Source organism: Opitutus terrae PB90-1, from assembly GCF_000019965.1.
Taxonomy (GTDB): Bacteria; Verrucomicrobiota; Verrucomicrobiia; order Opitutales; family Opitutaceae; genus Opitutus; species Opitutus terrae.
Window position 1 is genome coordinate 702,417 of sequence record NC_010571.1, and the last position, 16,984, is coordinate 719,400.

11 protein-coding genes are annotated in these 16,984 nt (G+C 66.1%); 8 read left to right on the forward strand and 3 right to left on the reverse strand.

Annotated features, from left to right (window positions below; translation table 11 throughout):
* The first annotated feature begins 29 nt into the window (after nucleotides 1–29).
* The gene (locus tag OTER_RS23565) at nucleotides 30–797 is read left to right on the forward strand and encodes a tetratricopeptide repeat protein (protein ID WP_012373413.1); all 768 of its coding nucleotides are present in this window, start codon (nucleotides 30–32) and stop codon (nucleotides 795–797) included.
* A gap of 8 nt (nucleotides 798–805) precedes the next feature.
* Here OTER_RS23565 and OTER_RS02945 read toward each other — a convergent pair whose 3' ends face one another.
* Nucleotides 806–1,807 carry a hypothetical protein gene (locus tag OTER_RS02945; RefSeq protein ID WP_148217984.1) on the reverse strand — a complete coding sequence of 334 codons (1,002 nt, stop codon included), beginning with the start codon at nucleotides 1,805–1,807 and terminating at the stop codon, nucleotides 806–808.
* 20 nt (nucleotides 1,808–1,827) lie between these two features.
* Here OTER_RS02945 and OTER_RS02950 point away from each other — a divergent pair, with 20 nt between their 5' ends.
* The 7 genes from OTER_RS02950 (at nucleotide 1,828) to OTER_RS02980 (ending at nucleotide 10,142) form a co-directional block, all read left to right on the forward strand.
* Nucleotides 1,828–2,895 carry an N-acetylmuramoyl-L-alanine amidase family protein gene (locus tag OTER_RS02950; RefSeq protein WP_052300276.1) on the forward strand — a complete coding sequence of 356 codons (1,068 nt, stop codon included), beginning with the start codon at nucleotides 1,828–1,830 and terminating at the stop codon, nucleotides 2,893–2,895.
* Nucleotides 2,896–3,077: 182 nt separating this feature from the next.
* Nucleotides 3,078–3,533: a YgaP family membrane protein gene (locus OTER_RS02955; protein ID WP_012373417.1), complete on the forward strand. Its 456-nt coding sequence runs from the start codon at nucleotides 3,078–3,080 to the stop codon at nucleotides 3,531–3,533.
* Between the two features lie 11 nt (nucleotides 3,534–3,544).
* Nucleotides 3,545–4,030 (forward strand): hypothetical protein, encoded by a 486-nt coding sequence (locus OTER_RS02960; protein ID WP_012373418.1) that lies wholly within the window; start codon nucleotides 3,545–3,547, stop codon nucleotides 4,028–4,030.
* A gap of 28 nt (nucleotides 4,031–4,058) precedes the next feature.
* Nucleotides 4,059–4,259: a DUF1328 family protein gene (locus tag OTER_RS02965; protein ID WP_012373419.1), complete on the forward strand. Its 201-nt coding sequence runs from the start codon at nucleotides 4,059–4,061 to the stop codon at nucleotides 4,257–4,259.
* A 257-nt stretch (nucleotides 4,260–4,516) separates the two neighbouring features.
* Nucleotides 4,517–6,940: a hypothetical protein gene (locus OTER_RS02970; protein WP_012373420.1), complete on the forward strand. Its 2,424-nt coding sequence runs from the start codon at nucleotides 4,517–4,519 to the stop codon at nucleotides 6,938–6,940.
* A 92-nt stretch (nucleotides 6,941–7,032) separates the two neighbouring features.
* Nucleotides 7,033–8,340 carry an FG-GAP repeat domain-containing protein gene (locus OTER_RS02975; RefSeq protein ID WP_012373421.1) on the forward strand — a complete coding sequence of 436 codons (1,308 nt, stop codon included), beginning with the start codon at nucleotides 7,033–7,035 and terminating at the stop codon, nucleotides 8,338–8,340.
* Complete coding sequence (locus OTER_RS02980) at nucleotides 8,337–10,142, forward strand: tetratricopeptide repeat protein (protein WP_012373422.1); 1,806 nt, start codon at nucleotides 8,337–8,339, stop codon at nucleotides 10,140–10,142. The genes OTER_RS02975 and OTER_RS02980 overlap by 4 nt, the downstream gene beginning before the upstream one ends.
* A gap of 100 nt (nucleotides 10,143–10,242) precedes the next feature.
* On the opposite strand, the gene OTER_RS23570 is transcribed toward OTER_RS02980, so the two are convergent.
* Together OTER_RS23570 and OTER_RS02990 are read right to left on the reverse strand one after the other, a co-directional pair.
* Nucleotides 10,243–12,570: a tetratricopeptide repeat protein gene (locus tag OTER_RS23570; RefSeq protein ID WP_052300277.1), complete on the reverse strand. Its 2,328-nt coding sequence runs from the start codon at nucleotides 12,568–12,570 to the stop codon at nucleotides 10,243–10,245.
* 252 nt (nucleotides 12,571–12,822) lie between these two features.
* Nucleotides 12,823–16,509, reverse strand: a complete 3,687-nt coding sequence (locus OTER_RS02990) for a TonB-dependent receptor plug domain-containing protein (RefSeq protein WP_044891521.1) — start codon at nucleotides 16,507–16,509, stop codon at nucleotides 12,823–12,825.
* Between the last annotated feature and the right edge of the window lie 475 nt (nucleotides 16,510–16,984).

The following is a 16,984-nucleotide window of genomic DNA, read 5'->3' on the forward strand; positions in this document are numbered from 1 at the left end:
TTTTCATCGCGCCGCCTTTAATTCCGCCGGTGCGTCATCGGCGTGACTGGATCATCGGAGGCTTTCTGTGGCTTTGCGCCGCCAGCCTTTCCGCCGCGGAGCCCTCGGCGGATCCGCTGCTCGCGGCGGCACAGCACGCGGAAGAGCAACACCATCTCGCCACCGCGCTCGCGCTGGCACTGCAGGCCGAGCCACGGCATCCGACGGATGCGGCGCTGCTCCAGGCAATTTCGCGCTACTACTCCGAGCGCTCGGAAGAGGTGACCGATCGCGCGGAGAAGGAACGCCTCTGCCGCTCTGCACTGGCCTACGCGCAGCGTTCCACCGCCCTCGCACCCGAGCGCGCCGTGAACGTCCTCTCGGTCGCGATCGCGGCGGGCAAGCTCGCACGAGTGTCCGGTCCGCGCAGGCGGATCGACTACGCGCGGATGGCACACACCTGGGCGACACGGGCGCTGCAGCTCGATCCCGACTACGCGCTCGCTCATCACGTGCTCGGCCAATGGCATTGCGAGGTCGCCACGCTCAATGCGCCCACGCGGTGGCTGGCCCGAATGATGGGCGGACTGCCGCCGGCTTCGTTGTCCGAGGCGATCGCGCATCTGCGTCGCGCCGTCGAGCTCGCGCCGGACCGTCCCGCCCATCACGCCGCGCTGGGGTTCGCGCTGCTCGCGGCTGGCGAACGCGACGCGGCCCGCGCGAGTTTGGAACAGGCGCTGGCGCTTCCTTCACGTGACGCGCATGATACGATCGAACAGGCGCGGGCTCGCCAGGCGCTTCAGCCGCAGCCGCCCTGAAGCAGCGACTACTTCGCCCGGGGTTTCGGCAAATCGATGACCGCGCTTTCGCCGCGTTCGACGTAGTCCACAAAACGCGGATCGCCCAATATCACTTCCGGCCGGAATTTTTCCGATGCATCGATCCACACCGGCTGGGCCGTTTCACGTCCGAAGAACGGACTGGCCATCACCAGCATCGGCGGCAACGCCTCGGGCAGCCAGAACCCGCGCGACGGCGCGCTGATCCGCGTGCTCCAGAGCTGCACAATTCGATTCTGTCGTGCCGCCTCGAAATCATAGGCCGCCACCTTTGCAACAAACAGGTGATCACTTGCGGCCGCTGATAGCGTCTCCTCAGCGGGACTGGACCGTGTCAGCCCGGGCGCAAGTTCGACATGGAAAAGGTCCGGTTGCGTACGCATTCCAAGCTTTTTCCCTCCCATGAACCGCAACAATTGGTACCGGTTCAGCTGCGTCCGGTATGTCCCATCGACACTGAAATAGTCCGCGTTCATGGTTCCCCACGTCCAGGCCAGTATCACTGAGGGTGGGTGGTCGGAATCGGCGGGAAGATAGCCTTGCTTCGCGAGCACCTTGATCATCGTGGCGGTCACCTGCCGCGGCGCGATGGTCTTTTCTCCCGCAAAGATGGCGCCGAAGTCCCGGAATCCGGCCGACGCCGCGATGTAGTAAACCGGCCGCGTCGGAGAAGCGGTGGGACGCAAGGCCCCTTCCGGGGTGAGGTCCGTCACCGTGACCACCTTCAGTTCGGGACGGCCCAGGATCCAGCCAAGAAGACCGCCGGAACTCGCCGCTTCGGTCGTCGTCAACGGCAGCACCAACAGCGCTGCCCAAAATACCGTGCGCATGACTCGTAGGGGTTGAGGTAAAGTAGCCGCCGATTGATGCAGGCTGAGGAAGAGACGGTGCACGACGGTGGCGGTAACAATAATTTCGAGCGGAGTTCCTGCAACCCGATGCCGCATTCGCGCGGCGCGGCGCGTAATCACGCGCGATAGGTTCGACATCGGCACCGCGGAACTCTGACGTGTCGCGCGTGCGTTTTTTTGGCTCAGCTCTTTGGTTTCTGGCGCCCGGCCTCCGGGCCAGCGTGCTCGCGGTGACGCTGGCACTCGCAAGCTGGCCGCAGCCAGTCGATGCGAGCGCCGGGACCCGAACCAGCGGCACGGTTCGACTGTTCGGCGTGCGCTACATGGATGCGCACGAGTTCGGCCGGCGCTTCGGACTCACACAGAGCTGGACAGTCCCGCTGGAGCAGGTGCGGCTTACGAGTCGCTGGACCACGCTCGAGCTGACGGTGCACAGCGTCGAGGCGATGCTCAACGGCGTGCGGCTGTTCCTCAGCGAGCCAGTGGTCGTGAGCAACGGGAAACTCTACCTCAGCCGCGGGGACGTGGACGGATTGTTCACTCCCATCCTGTCGCCTTCCACTGTCCCCGTCACGCGGCGGCCGAAGACCATTGTGATCGATGCCGGCCACGGCGGTTCCGATCCGGGGAACCAGAACCGCGCGCTCAAGTTGAACGAGGAGACTTTTACCCTCGACGTTGCCCGCCGACTGCAGCGGCTGCTGGCCGCCGCAGGATTCAAGGTGATCATGACGCGCACCGGCGACCGTACCGTCTCGCTGGAGAAGCGGGCCGAAATCGCCAACCGCGCCAACGCCGACCTCTTCATCAGCATTCATTTCAACGCCTTCTCAGATCCGGGTATCGCCGGCGCCGAAACCTATGTGATGACACCGAGGCTCCAGCACTCCACGCCGCAGCGAGAGCGCGACCGGCGGATGATGACCACCCGGTTCGACGGCAACGCGCACGACCGGCAGAATGCGTTGCTCGGCTATCATGTGCACCGCGCGCTGGTCGGTGAGCTGCGCACGCCCGACCGCGGGTTGAAGCGGTTTCGCTACAGCGTGCTGCGCTCGGTCGACTGCCCCGCCGTGCTCGTCGAGGCCGCGTTCCTGTCGAATCCCCGCGAGGCGCGCGCCGTGACGAGCGCCTCGCATCGTCAGCGGATCGCCAAGGCGATCGCTTCCGGGGTGACCCGTCATGTCGCCGTAGTGGAACGGAACCTCAAAAGCCGTCGCCGCTGAACGGCCACACGGCTCCGCAGCCGGTCTGCCATCGGCGTTACCCCGATGGCGGACCTCCGCCGCCTGAACCCGCGCGGGCTCGTTTCCGATGCGAGCCGCATGGCGGCGCCCCATTGCAGGCGGACGCGTTTGGCCGAGTGTGTCGCCCGGTGCCACGCCCCCCTGTGGCAGCGCCGGAACGCATGATTCCTCAACCTCATTTCGAAATCGATCGGGTGCGTCGCCATACCACGCCCAACTCGCTTCGCGCGATCGATGAAACCACCCGCGACAACATCCGCCACTTTGGCCGACAGCCGCGCGCGGTCGTCGACGCGCGGATCTCGGAACTCGAGCGCACGTGGGACATCGAACGCGTGCTGGAGACCAATGCCTCGTTGCTGGCACTCACCGGCGCGGTGCTGGGCGTGACCACGAACAAGAAATGGTTCTGGCTCACCGCTGGCGTCCTTGGGTTTCTCACCCAGCACGCCCTGGTGGGCTGGTGCCCGCCGATCCCGGTGTTTCGCCGACTCGGGGTTCGGACGCAGAACGAACTCGATCAAGAGCGTTACGCGCTCAAGGCCGTGCGCGGCGATTTCGCCGACGTTTCCCGCCGGCTCGACCCGGCGCAGCCCGGCCAATCCACCCCGATCTGAGGACCGCCATCATGTCGCCTTTCGCCAATCGCCTCGCCGAACCCGATCGCGTCCGGCGTTTCACGTCCGAGGAACAACTCCGTCAGATCGACGACACGACCGCTGCGAATATCGGCCACTACGCCTCGCGGTCGCCGGCAGAAATCGATGAGCGGATCGAGCAGCTTGAGCGCGAATGGGGCATCGAGCGCTATCTCCAGCTCAACGTCGCCGCCGTGGGCCTCTCGACCGCGGCGCTCGCCGCGACGCAGGACCGGCGCTGGGGCTGGCTGACCTGCGGCGGGCTCGCCTTCTTCCTCGTGCATGCGCTACTCGGGTTCGACCCGCCGCTGCCGCTGCTGCGCCGGCGCGGCATCCGCACGCGCAGCGAAATCAATCAGGAGATCCACGCGCTGAAGGCGCTGCGCGGTGATTTTCGTCCGGTCGACGACGACCGTTCGCTGGACGGGAAAATCGAAGCTGCCCTTCGCGCCGTCGGGCTCCAACCCACCACCTAACCCTCACATTCCACCCAAGGACTTCATCATGTTGAAATGGGCCATCATCGCCGCGGTGATCGCGGTCATTGCCGGAGCGTTCGGATTCGGATTGATCGCGAGCGCGGCCGCCAGCATTGCCAAGGTTTTGTTCTTCATCTTCCTCGCCGTTTTTCTGGTCCTGTTGATCTCGGGAATCGTGGTCGGCCGGAAGGTGAAAGCCGGGCTCACCCGCCACGATCACCACTGACCGTCAGGCGAGTCTGGTCCCGGCCCGATGTAACCGAAGCGGTTACATTCTGCCGAATCCGGCCGAAGCGCCGCGGTGAAGCCGACCGGCGTTTCGGCGGGAGCCCAAGCCGCGCCGCCGGTTCCGGCCGTTGCGCCGCGGCTCCGGGACCGGACCACGAAGAACGCGCCCGCGCCGCGCAGAGCTCCGGACCGCCCTTGCCACGCCGCTGTGCGGCCGATTGAGTCGGCGGGCGCTGACAAAGCGCTTCGCTGCGCATGAGATTTTCCCTGCGGTCACCCCTTCTCCTCCTGTCGATTGTTCTGGCCGGCGCGGTCGCCTTTGTGCTCTGGGCCGACGCGGCGCGCGCGCGCCGTGCGACCTACGTCAGCGAGCTGGCCGGTGGCGCGTCCGTGGCCGTGGACCGCGCGTCGCCGACGGGTTATGCCGGCGGCGTGCGGGTGTTTATCGCTCCCGAGCGCAACAATGACAGCTATCAATGGCTGCTACAGACGCAGCAGATGCTGGCGCGCGACGAGTGGCGAGTGCGCCACGTCGATTTCGACAACGCACCCACGGGCCGCGAGGTGCGGTCCGCCTCCCCGTATCGCTGGTGGCTCGCGCTGGTCGCCTGGTTCGATCACACCCTGTCGATCCGGCCGCTTGCCCGCTCGGTCGAACGCGCCGCGCTCCTCGCGGATCCCGCGCTGCATATCCTGCTGCTCCTCGGGACGGCGGTTTTCGTTGTCTGGCGCTTCGGGCCCGTCGCGGGCACCTGGACGGCCGCAGCCGTGGCCGTGACGTTCCCTTTCGCTGGGGCGTTTGTGTCGGGTCAACCGGGTGACGAAGGCTGGATCGAAGCCGCCGCTCTCTGGAGCCTGCTGCCGCTGCTGGTGGGAATTCTAGGCCAGTCTTCCTCGATCCGACGCTGGTTCATCGCCGGCGGCATTGCGGGCGGGTGTTTTCTCTGGATCAGCGTGGCAACGGCGTTGCCGATGCTGGTCGGTATTGCGCTCGGCGCCTTGCTCGCCGGCGCCCTCACCGCCCGGGCGCCCGGGGATGACGGAGCGGGCGCCGAACTGCCGTGGCGCGCGTGGGCCCTGGCAGGCGCCGGCACCACGCTGCTCGCCTATTTCGTCGAGTACGCACCGGAGCACATGGGCAGCTTGCGAGTGGATGCGGTTCATCCGCTCCATGGGATCGCGTGGCTGGGTCTCGGCGAATTGCTGGTGTGCGCCGAGCGGTGGCTGCGCGGCATTCGGCCCAAAGCGTCGGTGCGCGCAATCGCCGCGCTGGCCGCGTCCCTGCTCGCGGTGCTGGCGATCCCCGTTTTGATGCTGCTGCGGAACGAGCCCGGGCTCTTCACCGTGGCCAGCCTGGGGGAGCGGTTGACCAAGCTACCCAACGCGCCGCTGGCCGCGAGCCTGGCCACGTGGTGGTCGCGCGACGGACTCAGCGCCGCGCTGTTCGTCACGCTGCTGCCGCTGGGACTCGTCGTGTTGGCGGGCTGGCTGCTGGTCCGGCTTCGCCCGGCAGTCCGCGAACGGCGGGCGCTCGCGCTGGTGCTCGGCCCGACGTTGGTGGCATTGGGTTTTGCCACCGTGAAACTCGAGTGGTGGGGCGTGGTCGACTCTACCCTGATTGCGCTCGCTGTAGCCGTACTCGCGACGCTGGCTCGTCACCACGTCAGTGCCGTCCTCCGCTGGAGCCTCGCGGCAGCCGGAGGGATGGCGGTCCTGCTGAGCGCCCGGGTGCTCGTTCCGGCCGCGCCCGGACCCGAGGGCTACGACGTCGCGCCCACCGAGATCGAGGCGCTCATCGAGCGCGATCTCGCGCAGTGGCTGGCGCGACGCGCTTCCGACGCGATCGTCTTGGCGCCGCCACAAGTCACCGCCTCGTTGATCTATCACGGCGGCCTGCGCGGGCTCGGGACGCCCTGGCCCGAGAACCGTGACGGGTTTGCCGCGTCCGTGCGCATCGCCTCCGCGACCTCGATCGACGAGACACTCGCGCTCGTGCAACGGCGCGGGATTACCCACATTGTCATTCCCTCGTGGGATGCGTTCCTCGACGAGTATGCGCGGCTCGGCGCGGGCCAGCCGCAAGCCTCGTTCATCGGACTGCTTCATCGCTGGATGCCGCCGCGCTGGCTGCGGCCGATCGCCTACGAGATGCCACAGATTCCCGGCTTCGAGCAGCAATCCGTCGTCGTGTTCGAGGTCGTGGACCTGCAGGACAACGTCGTCGCGTTGAGCCGGCTGGTGGAATACTTTGTGGAGACGGGGCGCAAGGAACTCGCGCTGAGCGCCAGCTACGCACTGCATCAGGAATTCGCGGATGATCTCGGCGCGACGGTGGCGCGCGTCCAGGCGGAAGCAATGCTTGGCGACACGAAGGCGTTTCGCGACACGCTGGCCAAGCTCGACGCGCAGCTCGCCGCCGGTGCGGATCAGTACCTGCCGTGGGATCGCCGCGTCAGCCTCACGATCGTCCTCGCCCAGGCCAAGCAGTTCGACCAGGCGCGGCGGCAGCTGGAGCGCTGCCTCGCCGAAATCGACGAAGCCCGGCTGCGCTCGCTGACGACGGTGCCGCTTTATCGGCTGCACCGATTGCTCAAGGCGTTTGGCCTCGAAATCTCCGATCCGCGCTTGCGGGACCTCGCGCGTGAGCTGCTCGCGCCCGAACAGCGCGCGACGCTGTAGGCAGCGACCCGAGCATCACGGCGGGGCAAGAGGCTGCGTGGTGTTTTACTCTGCGTTCGCCACGGCCCGATCTGTTTGCCAACAATTGCTTCATGCGTCTCCCCAGCCCCGCCCTGTTCGCCTCCGTGCTCTTCGGTCTCGCGATCGCCGGGTTCTTCGGCGTGGTGCTGACGCAATGGCGCGCCACCAACCGCCTCGCCGCCACACCGCCGCCGGAGCGGAAGATCAGCCCGCCACCCGCGATCGCCTACACGCCGACCGAAATCGGCGCGCCGGTGGGTACCACCGGCCGACCTTGGGTGACGAACCTGCGGCTGGTCGATCTCGATCAGGACGGGCTGCTCGACGTAATCTACTGCGAGGGCCAGGCGAACACCGTGCGCTGGATCCGTCAGTCTCCGCGCGGGCAGTTCACGGAAAAGATCATCGGGGAGAACACGCCCGGACCCGCGAGTGTCTGGGCTTCTGACGTGAACGGCTCGGGTCGGCTCGACGTGCTCGTCGGATGCATGGGGCAGATCATGCCGAACAATGACCGGATCGGCTCCGTGATCGTGCTGGAGAACCTCGACAACCAGAACTTCCGCCGGCACGTGCTCGTCGAAGGCATCGCCCGCGTCAGCGACGTCCGCGGCGCCAATCTCGCCGGTCACACCGACGGCCGGCTCGATCTCGCCGTCGGGCAGTTCGGCTACGACCAGGGCGAAACGCGCTGGATGGAGAACAAAGGCGACTGGCAGTTCGAGAGCCACGTCGTCAACAGCCAGTCGGGCTGCGTGCACACGCCGGTGGCGGACTATGACGGCGACGGACGGATGGATTTCGCCGCGCTGATTTCACAGGAATGGGAAGAGGTTCACCTCTTCCTGAATCGCGGCGAGGGTCGCTTCGAAGAGTCGATCGTCTGGGGCTCGACCAACGAAGACTACGGCAGCAGCGGACTCGAGGCGATTGATCTGAACCAGGACGGCAAACCGGACCTGCTCTACACGAACGGCGACGGGTTCGACTACTCCGTGCGCGGCCCGCGGCCCTGGCACGGGCTGCAATGGCTCGAGAATCTCGGCGGCGGGCGGTTCGCGTTTCACCGCGTCGGCGACATGCCCGGCGCCTACGGACCGGCTGCCGCCGATCTGAACGGCGACCGACATCTTGATCTCGTCACCGTGAGCGGGTTCAACGATTGGGCGGATCCTGACGCGATCTCGCTCGTGGTCTGGCTCAACGACGGGCGCATGAATTTCACCCCGGTGGTGATCGCCAAAACGCCCAACCAGCTGATCACGTCCGCCGCCGGCGACCTCGACGGCAACGGCGTGCCGGTGATCGTGACCGGCGGTTTTCATGCGTTCCCGCCCTACGAGAACATGAGTAACATCACGCTGTGGCGAAAGCGATGAGCGCCGCGTTGGAACAAACCGCCGCGCCCGCGCCGCGTGGCGGCTGGCTGCGTTGGTGGCCGGTGATGGCGGCCGCGGTCCTGATCGGTCTCGGCGCCTGGGGCACCGCGCATTGGCTCGAGTACCGTGCGCTCGCCCGGATCCAGCAATCGCTCCCGCCGCTGCCTGCGCTCGGCCAACGGCCCGCCGTGCTGGGCGAACGTCTCGCCCAGGCGCGGGCGGCCGCGCTCGCCGGCGATCGCGTCATTGAGCATGCGGCCGAACTCGGCCGGCTGTTTCACGCCAACGGATTCCACCGCGAGGCGCAGGTCTGTTGGGAAGCGCTTCGCTCGGCTCAGCCGCGGGTCGCGCGCTGGAGCTACTACCTCGCCGACCTGCGCCGCACCGCCGGCGATCAGGCAGGTTATGTCGCGCTGCTCGAGGAAACCGTCGCCCGCGCGCCGGACTACAGCCCCGCCTGGCTGCAGCTCGCGGGCGTGCGGTTCAAGTCTGGCGAGATCGATGCAGCCGCCAGCGCCTATCAGCGCCGGCTCGCGTTGCTCCCGGGCGACTCCTATGCGCGGCTGGGACTCGCCCGCGTGGCGCTGCATCACCAGCGCACCGCGGAAGCGCGCGACCTGATCGAGCAGATCGTGCGCGAAGATCCAAAGTTTCCCACGAGTCACAATCTTTATGCCGAGATGCTGGCGGCCGACGGCAACCGCGACGGTGCGCGACAGCAGCGCTGGCTCGCGCGGCAGGCCGGACGTTTTCGAGAGGCCGACGATCCCTGGCTGACGGAGCTCAACGCGTGGTGCTTCGATCCCGACCGGCTGTTCATGCTCGGCACGATCGATTTTCAAACGGAGCGTCATCAGGAAGCGCGCGCGTTCTATGAGAAGGCCGTGCAGCTCGCGCCGGAGGATGCCGAAGCGCACGCGCTGCTGGGTGATCTCTATCTAAAACAGGGCGATCCGGCGCGGGCGCGAGACGCGCTCGAACACAGCCTGCGGATGCCGCGCCCCGGAAAACCGCCGGCGATGCTGTTCGTAAATCTCAGCCAGGCTTACCGCGAGTTGCACGACTCGGCCCAGGCGCTGGCGATCGTGGAGCGCGGCTTGCGCGAAGCGAGTGTGTCGTTCGATCTGCACAATGCGCACGGCATCGCGCTCGCCGATCTCGGACGGCACGAGGAGGCGATCGCCGCTTATCGACGCGGACTCGCAACGCAACGCGGCAACGCAGAGATCAATTTCAATCTCGCGATCTCGCTGCTGGTGCTCGGCCGTGGCGACGAGGCGCACGCTCACCTCAAGCAGTCATTGACACTGCAGCCCACGTTTCCCAAGGCGCTCGCGCTGCTCGGCCGGATGGAAATGAGCGCCGGGCTTTGGCGCGAGGCGGAGCAGTATCTCCGGCCGCTCTATGAAGCTTTTCCGGAAGCGCCCGACTCGCACCAGCTCCTCGCGGAATGGGAGCTGCGTGCCGGCTCCGCCGCGAGCGAGCAAAATGACGCGGCCGCGGCCGAAGGGCATTTTCGCGCGGGGCTCGCGCTCGCGCCCGAGCAGCCGGATCTGAATCTGCAGCTCGGCGTGCTGCTGGTGACGCTGGGGCGCGCAGCGGACGCGGTGCCTCCTTTCGAGACCTATCGCCGCGTGCGGCCCGAGGATCCGAGTGGTGCGTTGTTCCTCGGCCAGACGTATGCGCAGCTGGGCCGAATTCCGGACGCACGTCGCGTGCTGGCAGAAGGCGAACAACTCGCCACGCGCGCGGGCAACGCCACGACGGCGCAACACTGCCGCGAAATTCTGAGCCAGCTGTAGCGCGCACGCCGGTCTGCTCGGTCACGGGCTAGTTTCACGTAATACGTGAAACTGGCCCGGCCGGCAGCTGATGGGAGTCGGGCGCGAACGGTGCTGGGATTCACCGGGCGGTCTGCTGGTCGAGCAACTGCAGATTCTGCCGCGCGGGCGCGAACGCCGGGTCTTTCTGCAACGCGCGCTGCCAGACCGCGCGGGCCTGTGCGGTGTCGCCTTGTTGCGCGTACAGGATTCCGAGGCTGTTCATCGCGTCGAGATAGTCGGGATTGAGCCGGAGCGCCTCTTCACAGTGCTGCATCGCTGCGCGCGCCTGCGCGGGATCCTGCGCGAGCACGAGCGCGAGGTTGTGATGCACCCACGGCAGATTTGGGTTGAGCCGCAGCGCCGCCTCGTAGTGAGCGATGGCTTCCTCGCGCCGGGGTTCGATCGAGGTGAGGAGGTTGGCGAGGTTGATGTGCGCCTCGAGAAAACCTGGATCCAGGGCGAGCGCGCGTTCGTAGTGCGTGACCGCCTCGGCGCTGCGCCCGGGTAAATGCACGAGCGTGTTGGCCAATCCGTAGTGCGCCGGCGCCAGCTGCGGCTCCAACTCCAGCGCGATCTCGTAGTGCCGGATGGCTTCGGCGGCGCCTTCAGGTCGAACCGCGAGAGCATTCGCGAGCTGGTAGTGTGCCTGCGGATCGCGCGGGCTCGCGGCGACCGCCGCTTCGCCATGCGCGATCGCCTCGGGCAGCCGGCCGGGGATCTGAGCCAGCAGATAGGCCAGCCCGTTGTGCGCGCGCACATCGTCGGGCCGGAGCTGCAGCGCCGTTTCGTAATGCCGGATCGCATCGTCGCGCCGGCCGGGCATCCGCGCGAGCGTCTGCGCGAGATTCACGTGCGCGTTGGGATGCCCCGGCCTGAGCTCGAGCACCGTTTCGAAATGCGCCACCGCTTCCGCGAACGTCGCGGGATCCATCGACAGCTCCACGCCAAGGTTGTTGTGCGCCTCGATGAAGGTCGGTCGCAGCTCGATGGATTTCCGGTAGAGCTGGATGACCTCGTCGCGGCGGCCCGGCTGCTTGGCGAACTCCACGCCGAGCCCGTGGTAGGCGTCGGGATGCTCGGGGTTTAGCCGAATCACCGCTTCGTAGTGCCGGATGGCGTCGGCCGAGCGGCCCGGCATTTTGCCGTAGGTCACGCCGAGGATTTGATGCGCGATCCAGCAGTCCGGCGTGCGCGCGAGGGTGGCGTTGAACAACGTCTCGTCATTCACATACAGCCGGCTCTCGCGCGCCGTGTGCAGGCTGAAGAGCAGGATCACGCCGGCGGCGAGGAGGGCGCCGGCCTTCGGTCCCCACGCGGCGAGCCGGCGCGACAGCACGGCGAGGGCCGCGATCGTGGTGGCAAGGAAGCTCACGCCCGCGTGATACTGGAAATGGTCCGCGACGTAGGAGAACGCGAACGGGTAGACGTTGAAAAAACCCAGCGCGGGAAAAAGCGAGCCGCCGAACAACAGCCAGCCCGCGAGCAGCCCCGGCGTCCGGCGGCGATTCAGCCACAGGCCGACCGTGACGGCGAGCGCGGCGCCGAGATAGCCGAGCCAGCCGAGCGCCGCGGCCGACACGTTCCAGCGCGGATAAAAGAACGCGAGGTCGGCCGGCCACACGAGTTTGCCGACGTAAAACCACACGACCCGACCCGCGAGCAGCACACGCTCGACGAGCGACAATTCGAAGGCCGCGCCTTCCGCGCCGATCAGTTTTCGCTCGACCCACGCGGTGAACAAGCCGGCGACCAGCCCGGCGCCGAACCACGGCAGCAGCGGCACGACGTCGCGCCGCCACGCGAGCCGGCCTTGTTTCCACCACAGCACCACCAGCAGCGCGGCCGGGAGCGTGGCGGTGACTGTCTTCGTGCCGATCGCGAGGAGGAACAATCCCGAGGCCAGTGCATACGCGCGCCACTGCCGCTGCTCGATGAATCGCACGTACGCCATCGCCGCGAGCAGGTAGAGGCACAGCGAGAGCGTGTTCTTCTGCTCGGAAATCCAAGCCACCGATTCGGTGCACACCGGATGCACCGCGAAAATCAGCGCGACGATCCACTCCGTGCCGGCCGGCACCGTGGCGCGCGGCCCGGACGCGCCCCCCGCCGGGCGCCAATTCGCGTCCCACAGGCAGCGCAGCAGCAGTGCGAGCAGGCAGCAGGAGGTGGCGTGCAACAGGACGTTGAGCAGGTGATAGCCGAGCGTGGCGTCGCCCCACAGCCGGTGCTCCAGCCAGAACGCGCTGTGCAGGACCGGATAGTATTGCTGCGTCGCACCGAGCTCCGCCCAGATTCGCCAGAGACCCGACGCACTGCGCAGGTCGGCACGCGTCACGTGCGCGGGATCGTCCCACAGCAGCGCGCCGTGCAGTACAGGCCAATAGCACAGCAGGACCAGCGCAGCCACGACGAGGGCTGGAATCCAGGACGGAATTCGAAAGCCAGGGGTCGGGGCCGGACGCTGCATCGGTGAATCGTGTTGCGCGACCGAGGCTGAATCAACCGCAACTTCAGAGGCGGCCGACAACTGAAGGGGCCGTGGCCTGGGCGTCTCGCCCATGAACCCACGGGCGAGACGCCCGTGCCACTCCAACCTGCACAAAGAAAAGCGCCCCCGGCCAAGGCCGGGGGCGCTCGAGTGTCAATTGAACCTACGCGCTCAGAAGTTGAACGTATTCGTGAGCGTCCAAGTCTGCGGCGGCCTTATGCGGTAGCCCGCCGGCGAACCGTCCGGTTGCGTTGTCACCGGTATCAATTCGTTGCCCACAAACGCATTTCTCACGTTCAACTGGATCTGCCAGTCGATGTTGCGCGAGATCTTGCGCGTGTAGCCGACCCAGAAGTCGTAGTTGGTTTCGGTCGGTCCCTTGTAGGGGTTGGCCAGATCGAAGTTGGCCTGGCCCGCCACCGTGCTGGCGATCGGGCGGTAGCCAATGACGATGTCGGATTCGTAGCGAACGCCGACGCCGACGTTGAAGCCCTTCAGGAAGCCTTCGTCGAAGTCGTAGTTGCTGACGGCGTTGAAGCGCCATTCACGCAGTTCCGGCACGTTCGTGCCTTCCTGCAGCTTGCGCTGGGCATACTCGGAACCGATGTTGTTATTCCACTGGTACAGCGCCGTTTCGTTGCCGGCGCCGCCCCACCAGATGCGCAGGTCGCCCACCGGGGTGGTGCGGAGCGCGGTCTCGTAGGCCGAGATGAAGGCCGAGAGATTCGTGCCACCGATGTTCATGCGGGTGGCTTCGGTCTTCGTCGCGTTGAACGTCAGGCGCCAGTTCTTGGTCGGCACCGCGCTGAACTCGATCTCGTAGCCCTTCGAGATGCTGTCCTCCGTCACGGCGAAGCCTTGCGGCGTCGTCGCGTTGATGTCGCGGGAGGTATCATTCAGGTTCATCTGCCACGCCGAGTAGAAGCGCGGGTCAACGCTGCGCTGCCACGTACGCCAGGCGGCGATCACGCGCGCTTCACGAGCCTGGGCCGCAGCGAGATCTTCGCCGGGCGCCGTGCCGTAGTTATAGCGCGAGTTGGTCGGATCCGGATTCGGATCGCGGCCCTGAATCGTGTTACCGTCCCGGATGTCATACTCGAAGATGTTCACCCAGTTGCCGGACCACGACTGCGAGGCACCAATGAACCAGGTGCCGCCCAGCGAGGTGCTGCTCTGGTTGATCGACTTCGTCTCGTATTTGTTGATCTTCAGCGAATACTTGCCGTCGCGGGTCTCGAGCAACACGCCCTGGTCGGTCGTCTCGCCGGACGGAGCGCCGATCGCGACGCCGTAAACGTCGACGCGGTTGGCGGCCGGCTGGAAGTTTTCCGACTTGCTGTAGAACGCGGTCACCCGGACGGGCGAACGGTCACCAATGAACTGCGTCAGGTGGGCCACCGCACTCCAGCTGCGTGACGTGATGTCGAGCCGGTTGTCATACTGATCGGCCAGCTTGTAGACATCGGAGGCCAGATTCAGGTGGCCGTAGCGGTCACTGGTCGGGCTGTTCACGTCCTGCGCGCGGCCCCAAGACTTGGCGGTGTCCTTGCGGACGCCATAGGTGCCGACGAGCGCATTGTCCCAGAACTTGGCCTGCCAGACGGCGACCTTTGAGGTGACGACCGACTTGGTCAGACGCGCGGAGTTTGTGAGATAATCGCGATAGCCCTCTTCCGAGTGGTAGAGCTTCATCGGGACGTTCCGCCAGCCAACGTAGTTGGCCGGATTTTCGGACTGCGTCGAGAAGTGCGCATCCACGCGAGTACCGTCTTGGGTGTTGGCGGCCGGGTAGTAGCCGTATTCCCACGGCGCCGCGGGATCGGCTGTGCCCTTCCACGTCGGATCGAACGTGAAGACGGTGCCGCTGACGGGCGTGTACATATACTGCGGGCGCGGCAGGTTGGCGCCGGAAGCCGACGAGCGGCCAGACAGGGACGGCCCGAGATAGATCACCGTGTTCGGAACAAACGCATTGTCGTTGAACTTGGTGTTCGCATTCGGCAGCGCGAGGAACTCGCGGTAGACGTCATCCGTGCCGTATTGCTGCCACGCGCGGGCGTCGGTTTTCCGCTTATCCTTGCCGACGAGGGCGGTGAGGGTGTGCTGACCGAGCGCGCGCGCGACCCACGAGCGGTTGCCACCGCGGGTGAAGTCATGCGTCGCGAAACCGGTCAGGCGAGCGTTCTCCGCCTCGCTGCGGAACGAGTTGTTGCCGCCGATACCGTTGTCGGTGATGAATGCGCGGCCGACGTTCGGGTTGGGCGTGCCGTTACTGAACGGCTCCGCGCCGGTGAGCCCCGGATCGCCCGTGCCATTGGCGTAAACGCTGTTCACGTCGACGTAGATGGCCTGGCGGGAGTCGGAGATGATGCTCAACTGGCCGTTGTTGTAGTCTTCCTTATTGTAGGAGATGTCGAAGCCCATGCGGTCATCGAAGAACGTCTGCGCGAGGCTGAGCGTGTAGTGGCGGAAGTTCTGCCACTCGCGCTTGTTCGGGCCGTCGAGCAGGTTGTTGTAGAAGTCGAAGATCGAGGCATCGGTCATCGATTTCTGCTTGTAGATGCCGAACTCCCAGAACGGCAGGCGGGCCTGGCGGGCGAACTGGTCATACGGGGCGATACTCGCCGGGCGCTGATACGGCATGCCGCCGACCGTGCGGTCGATGGCGCCCGTGGAGCTGATACCGCGGTTCATCGTGGGCTCGAAGACCCAGTAGCTGGCGGCGGCATTCGTGGTGCCGTCGAAGAACGCCATCGGTCCACCGAACTGCTGGCCGAAATTGCCGAGCCAGGGCTGATAGTACGGATTCGGCTGACCACTGACCGGCCCGAAATTCCAGGACGGACGCATCTGGCCGTGATTGGGCAGGCCGGTGTTGTCGTCCTGCAGTTGCGACGGGATGAACGTCTGCTTGTTCAGGGCGTTGTAGGTCGTGGCCTGATCGCGAACGTCCCGGCCGGCGTAGGTGCCGGTGTAGAACCACGCCGAGATGTTGTCGATCGGCGGCACCGCGCGCGGACGATTGCTGCGCACGTCGCCAGCCTCGTAGTTAGCCTTCACGATCGTGCGCGCGCCACCCTTCTTCAGGAAGGCGGGCTCCCAGCGCATGGCGCCGTAGATGCGCCGGTCGCGGGAGAACGCGGGCTCCTGCTTGAACTTCTCGTCGTTGTAGAGCGCGTTCAGCCGGATCGCCAGCTCACCCTTGATCAGCACGCGATTGATATCGATCGTGCCGCGGGCGCTGCCGAAACTGCCGTAGCGGGCCGTGACCTGGTTGGTATTCTTGAACGAGGCCTGCTTCGACGCGGTATTGATGATACCGGCCGGGCTGCCTTGGCCGAACAGAATGCTGTTCGCGCCACGCTGCATGTCGACGCGGTCGACATTGTAGCCGTCCCACGGAATGTCCGTGAGGTAGAAGTCACGGGTATTGTCCGCGGAGGTCAGACCACGCACGCGCGTGTTCGAGCTCGGGTTGATGAACTTGCTGACGCCGGCAGGGTTGCTGCCGCTGGTCTCGTTGATGCTGGAGCCGTCGCCCAAGCCGGCGAAGTTGCCGTAGACCGTGCCGACTTCGGTGCCGGTGGTGTATTGGAGCAACGTTTCAGCATTCGTCGCGCCAATATCCTGGAGGAACTGGCTGGTGATGACGCTGACCGCGTTGCCGAGGTCGCGCAGGTCGGTATTCAAACGATTACCGGCGAGCGTGGTGGCGGCCGAGTAGCCAGATTCGTCCTCCGCGGAGACTTCGAAGGGTGACAGTACGATCACGTCTTCGGCGGTCTCCTCGGCGGCCGCGGGTGGCGGCGTCGTGGTTTGTTGAGCCCAGGAGGGGCTCGTCAGGAACAGTAGCGCCAAAGAAAACGCTACGGGGTACGGAGTCCTTGCTCTGCTTTGTCGTATTTGCATGGTGTCTGTTTTCAGGAACACAAACCGGTCCCCGCAAGGGGCCGGTTCACGAAACGAACGAACGCCCGTGGTGTGACGGGACGTCGGGGTGGGGGTTGGAAAAAAACGTTAATCCGCCGCGGGGGTGAGCCGCCAGCCGGGGTAAGGCGACAGGCGGGGGTGGTGAACCGCGATCATTCTGGGGTAGGAGGACAATGGGGCCGTTCAATTATTGCGCGCGCATTTGCGGTCTAACGCTAGAACTGACCGCACACGGGGCGTTTTCAATCTCAAAACCGCGGTCTTTTCCCGAACCAGACCCACCTCATCCCTCCCCTTCTCCGTCCCGGTTCTGGTTTTCCTCTCTTCGACCCTCCGACCACCAGTGTGACCGACCAGCCCACGCAGGGCACCTAATATGCTGGCTACGCTGGCGGAGAGGGAG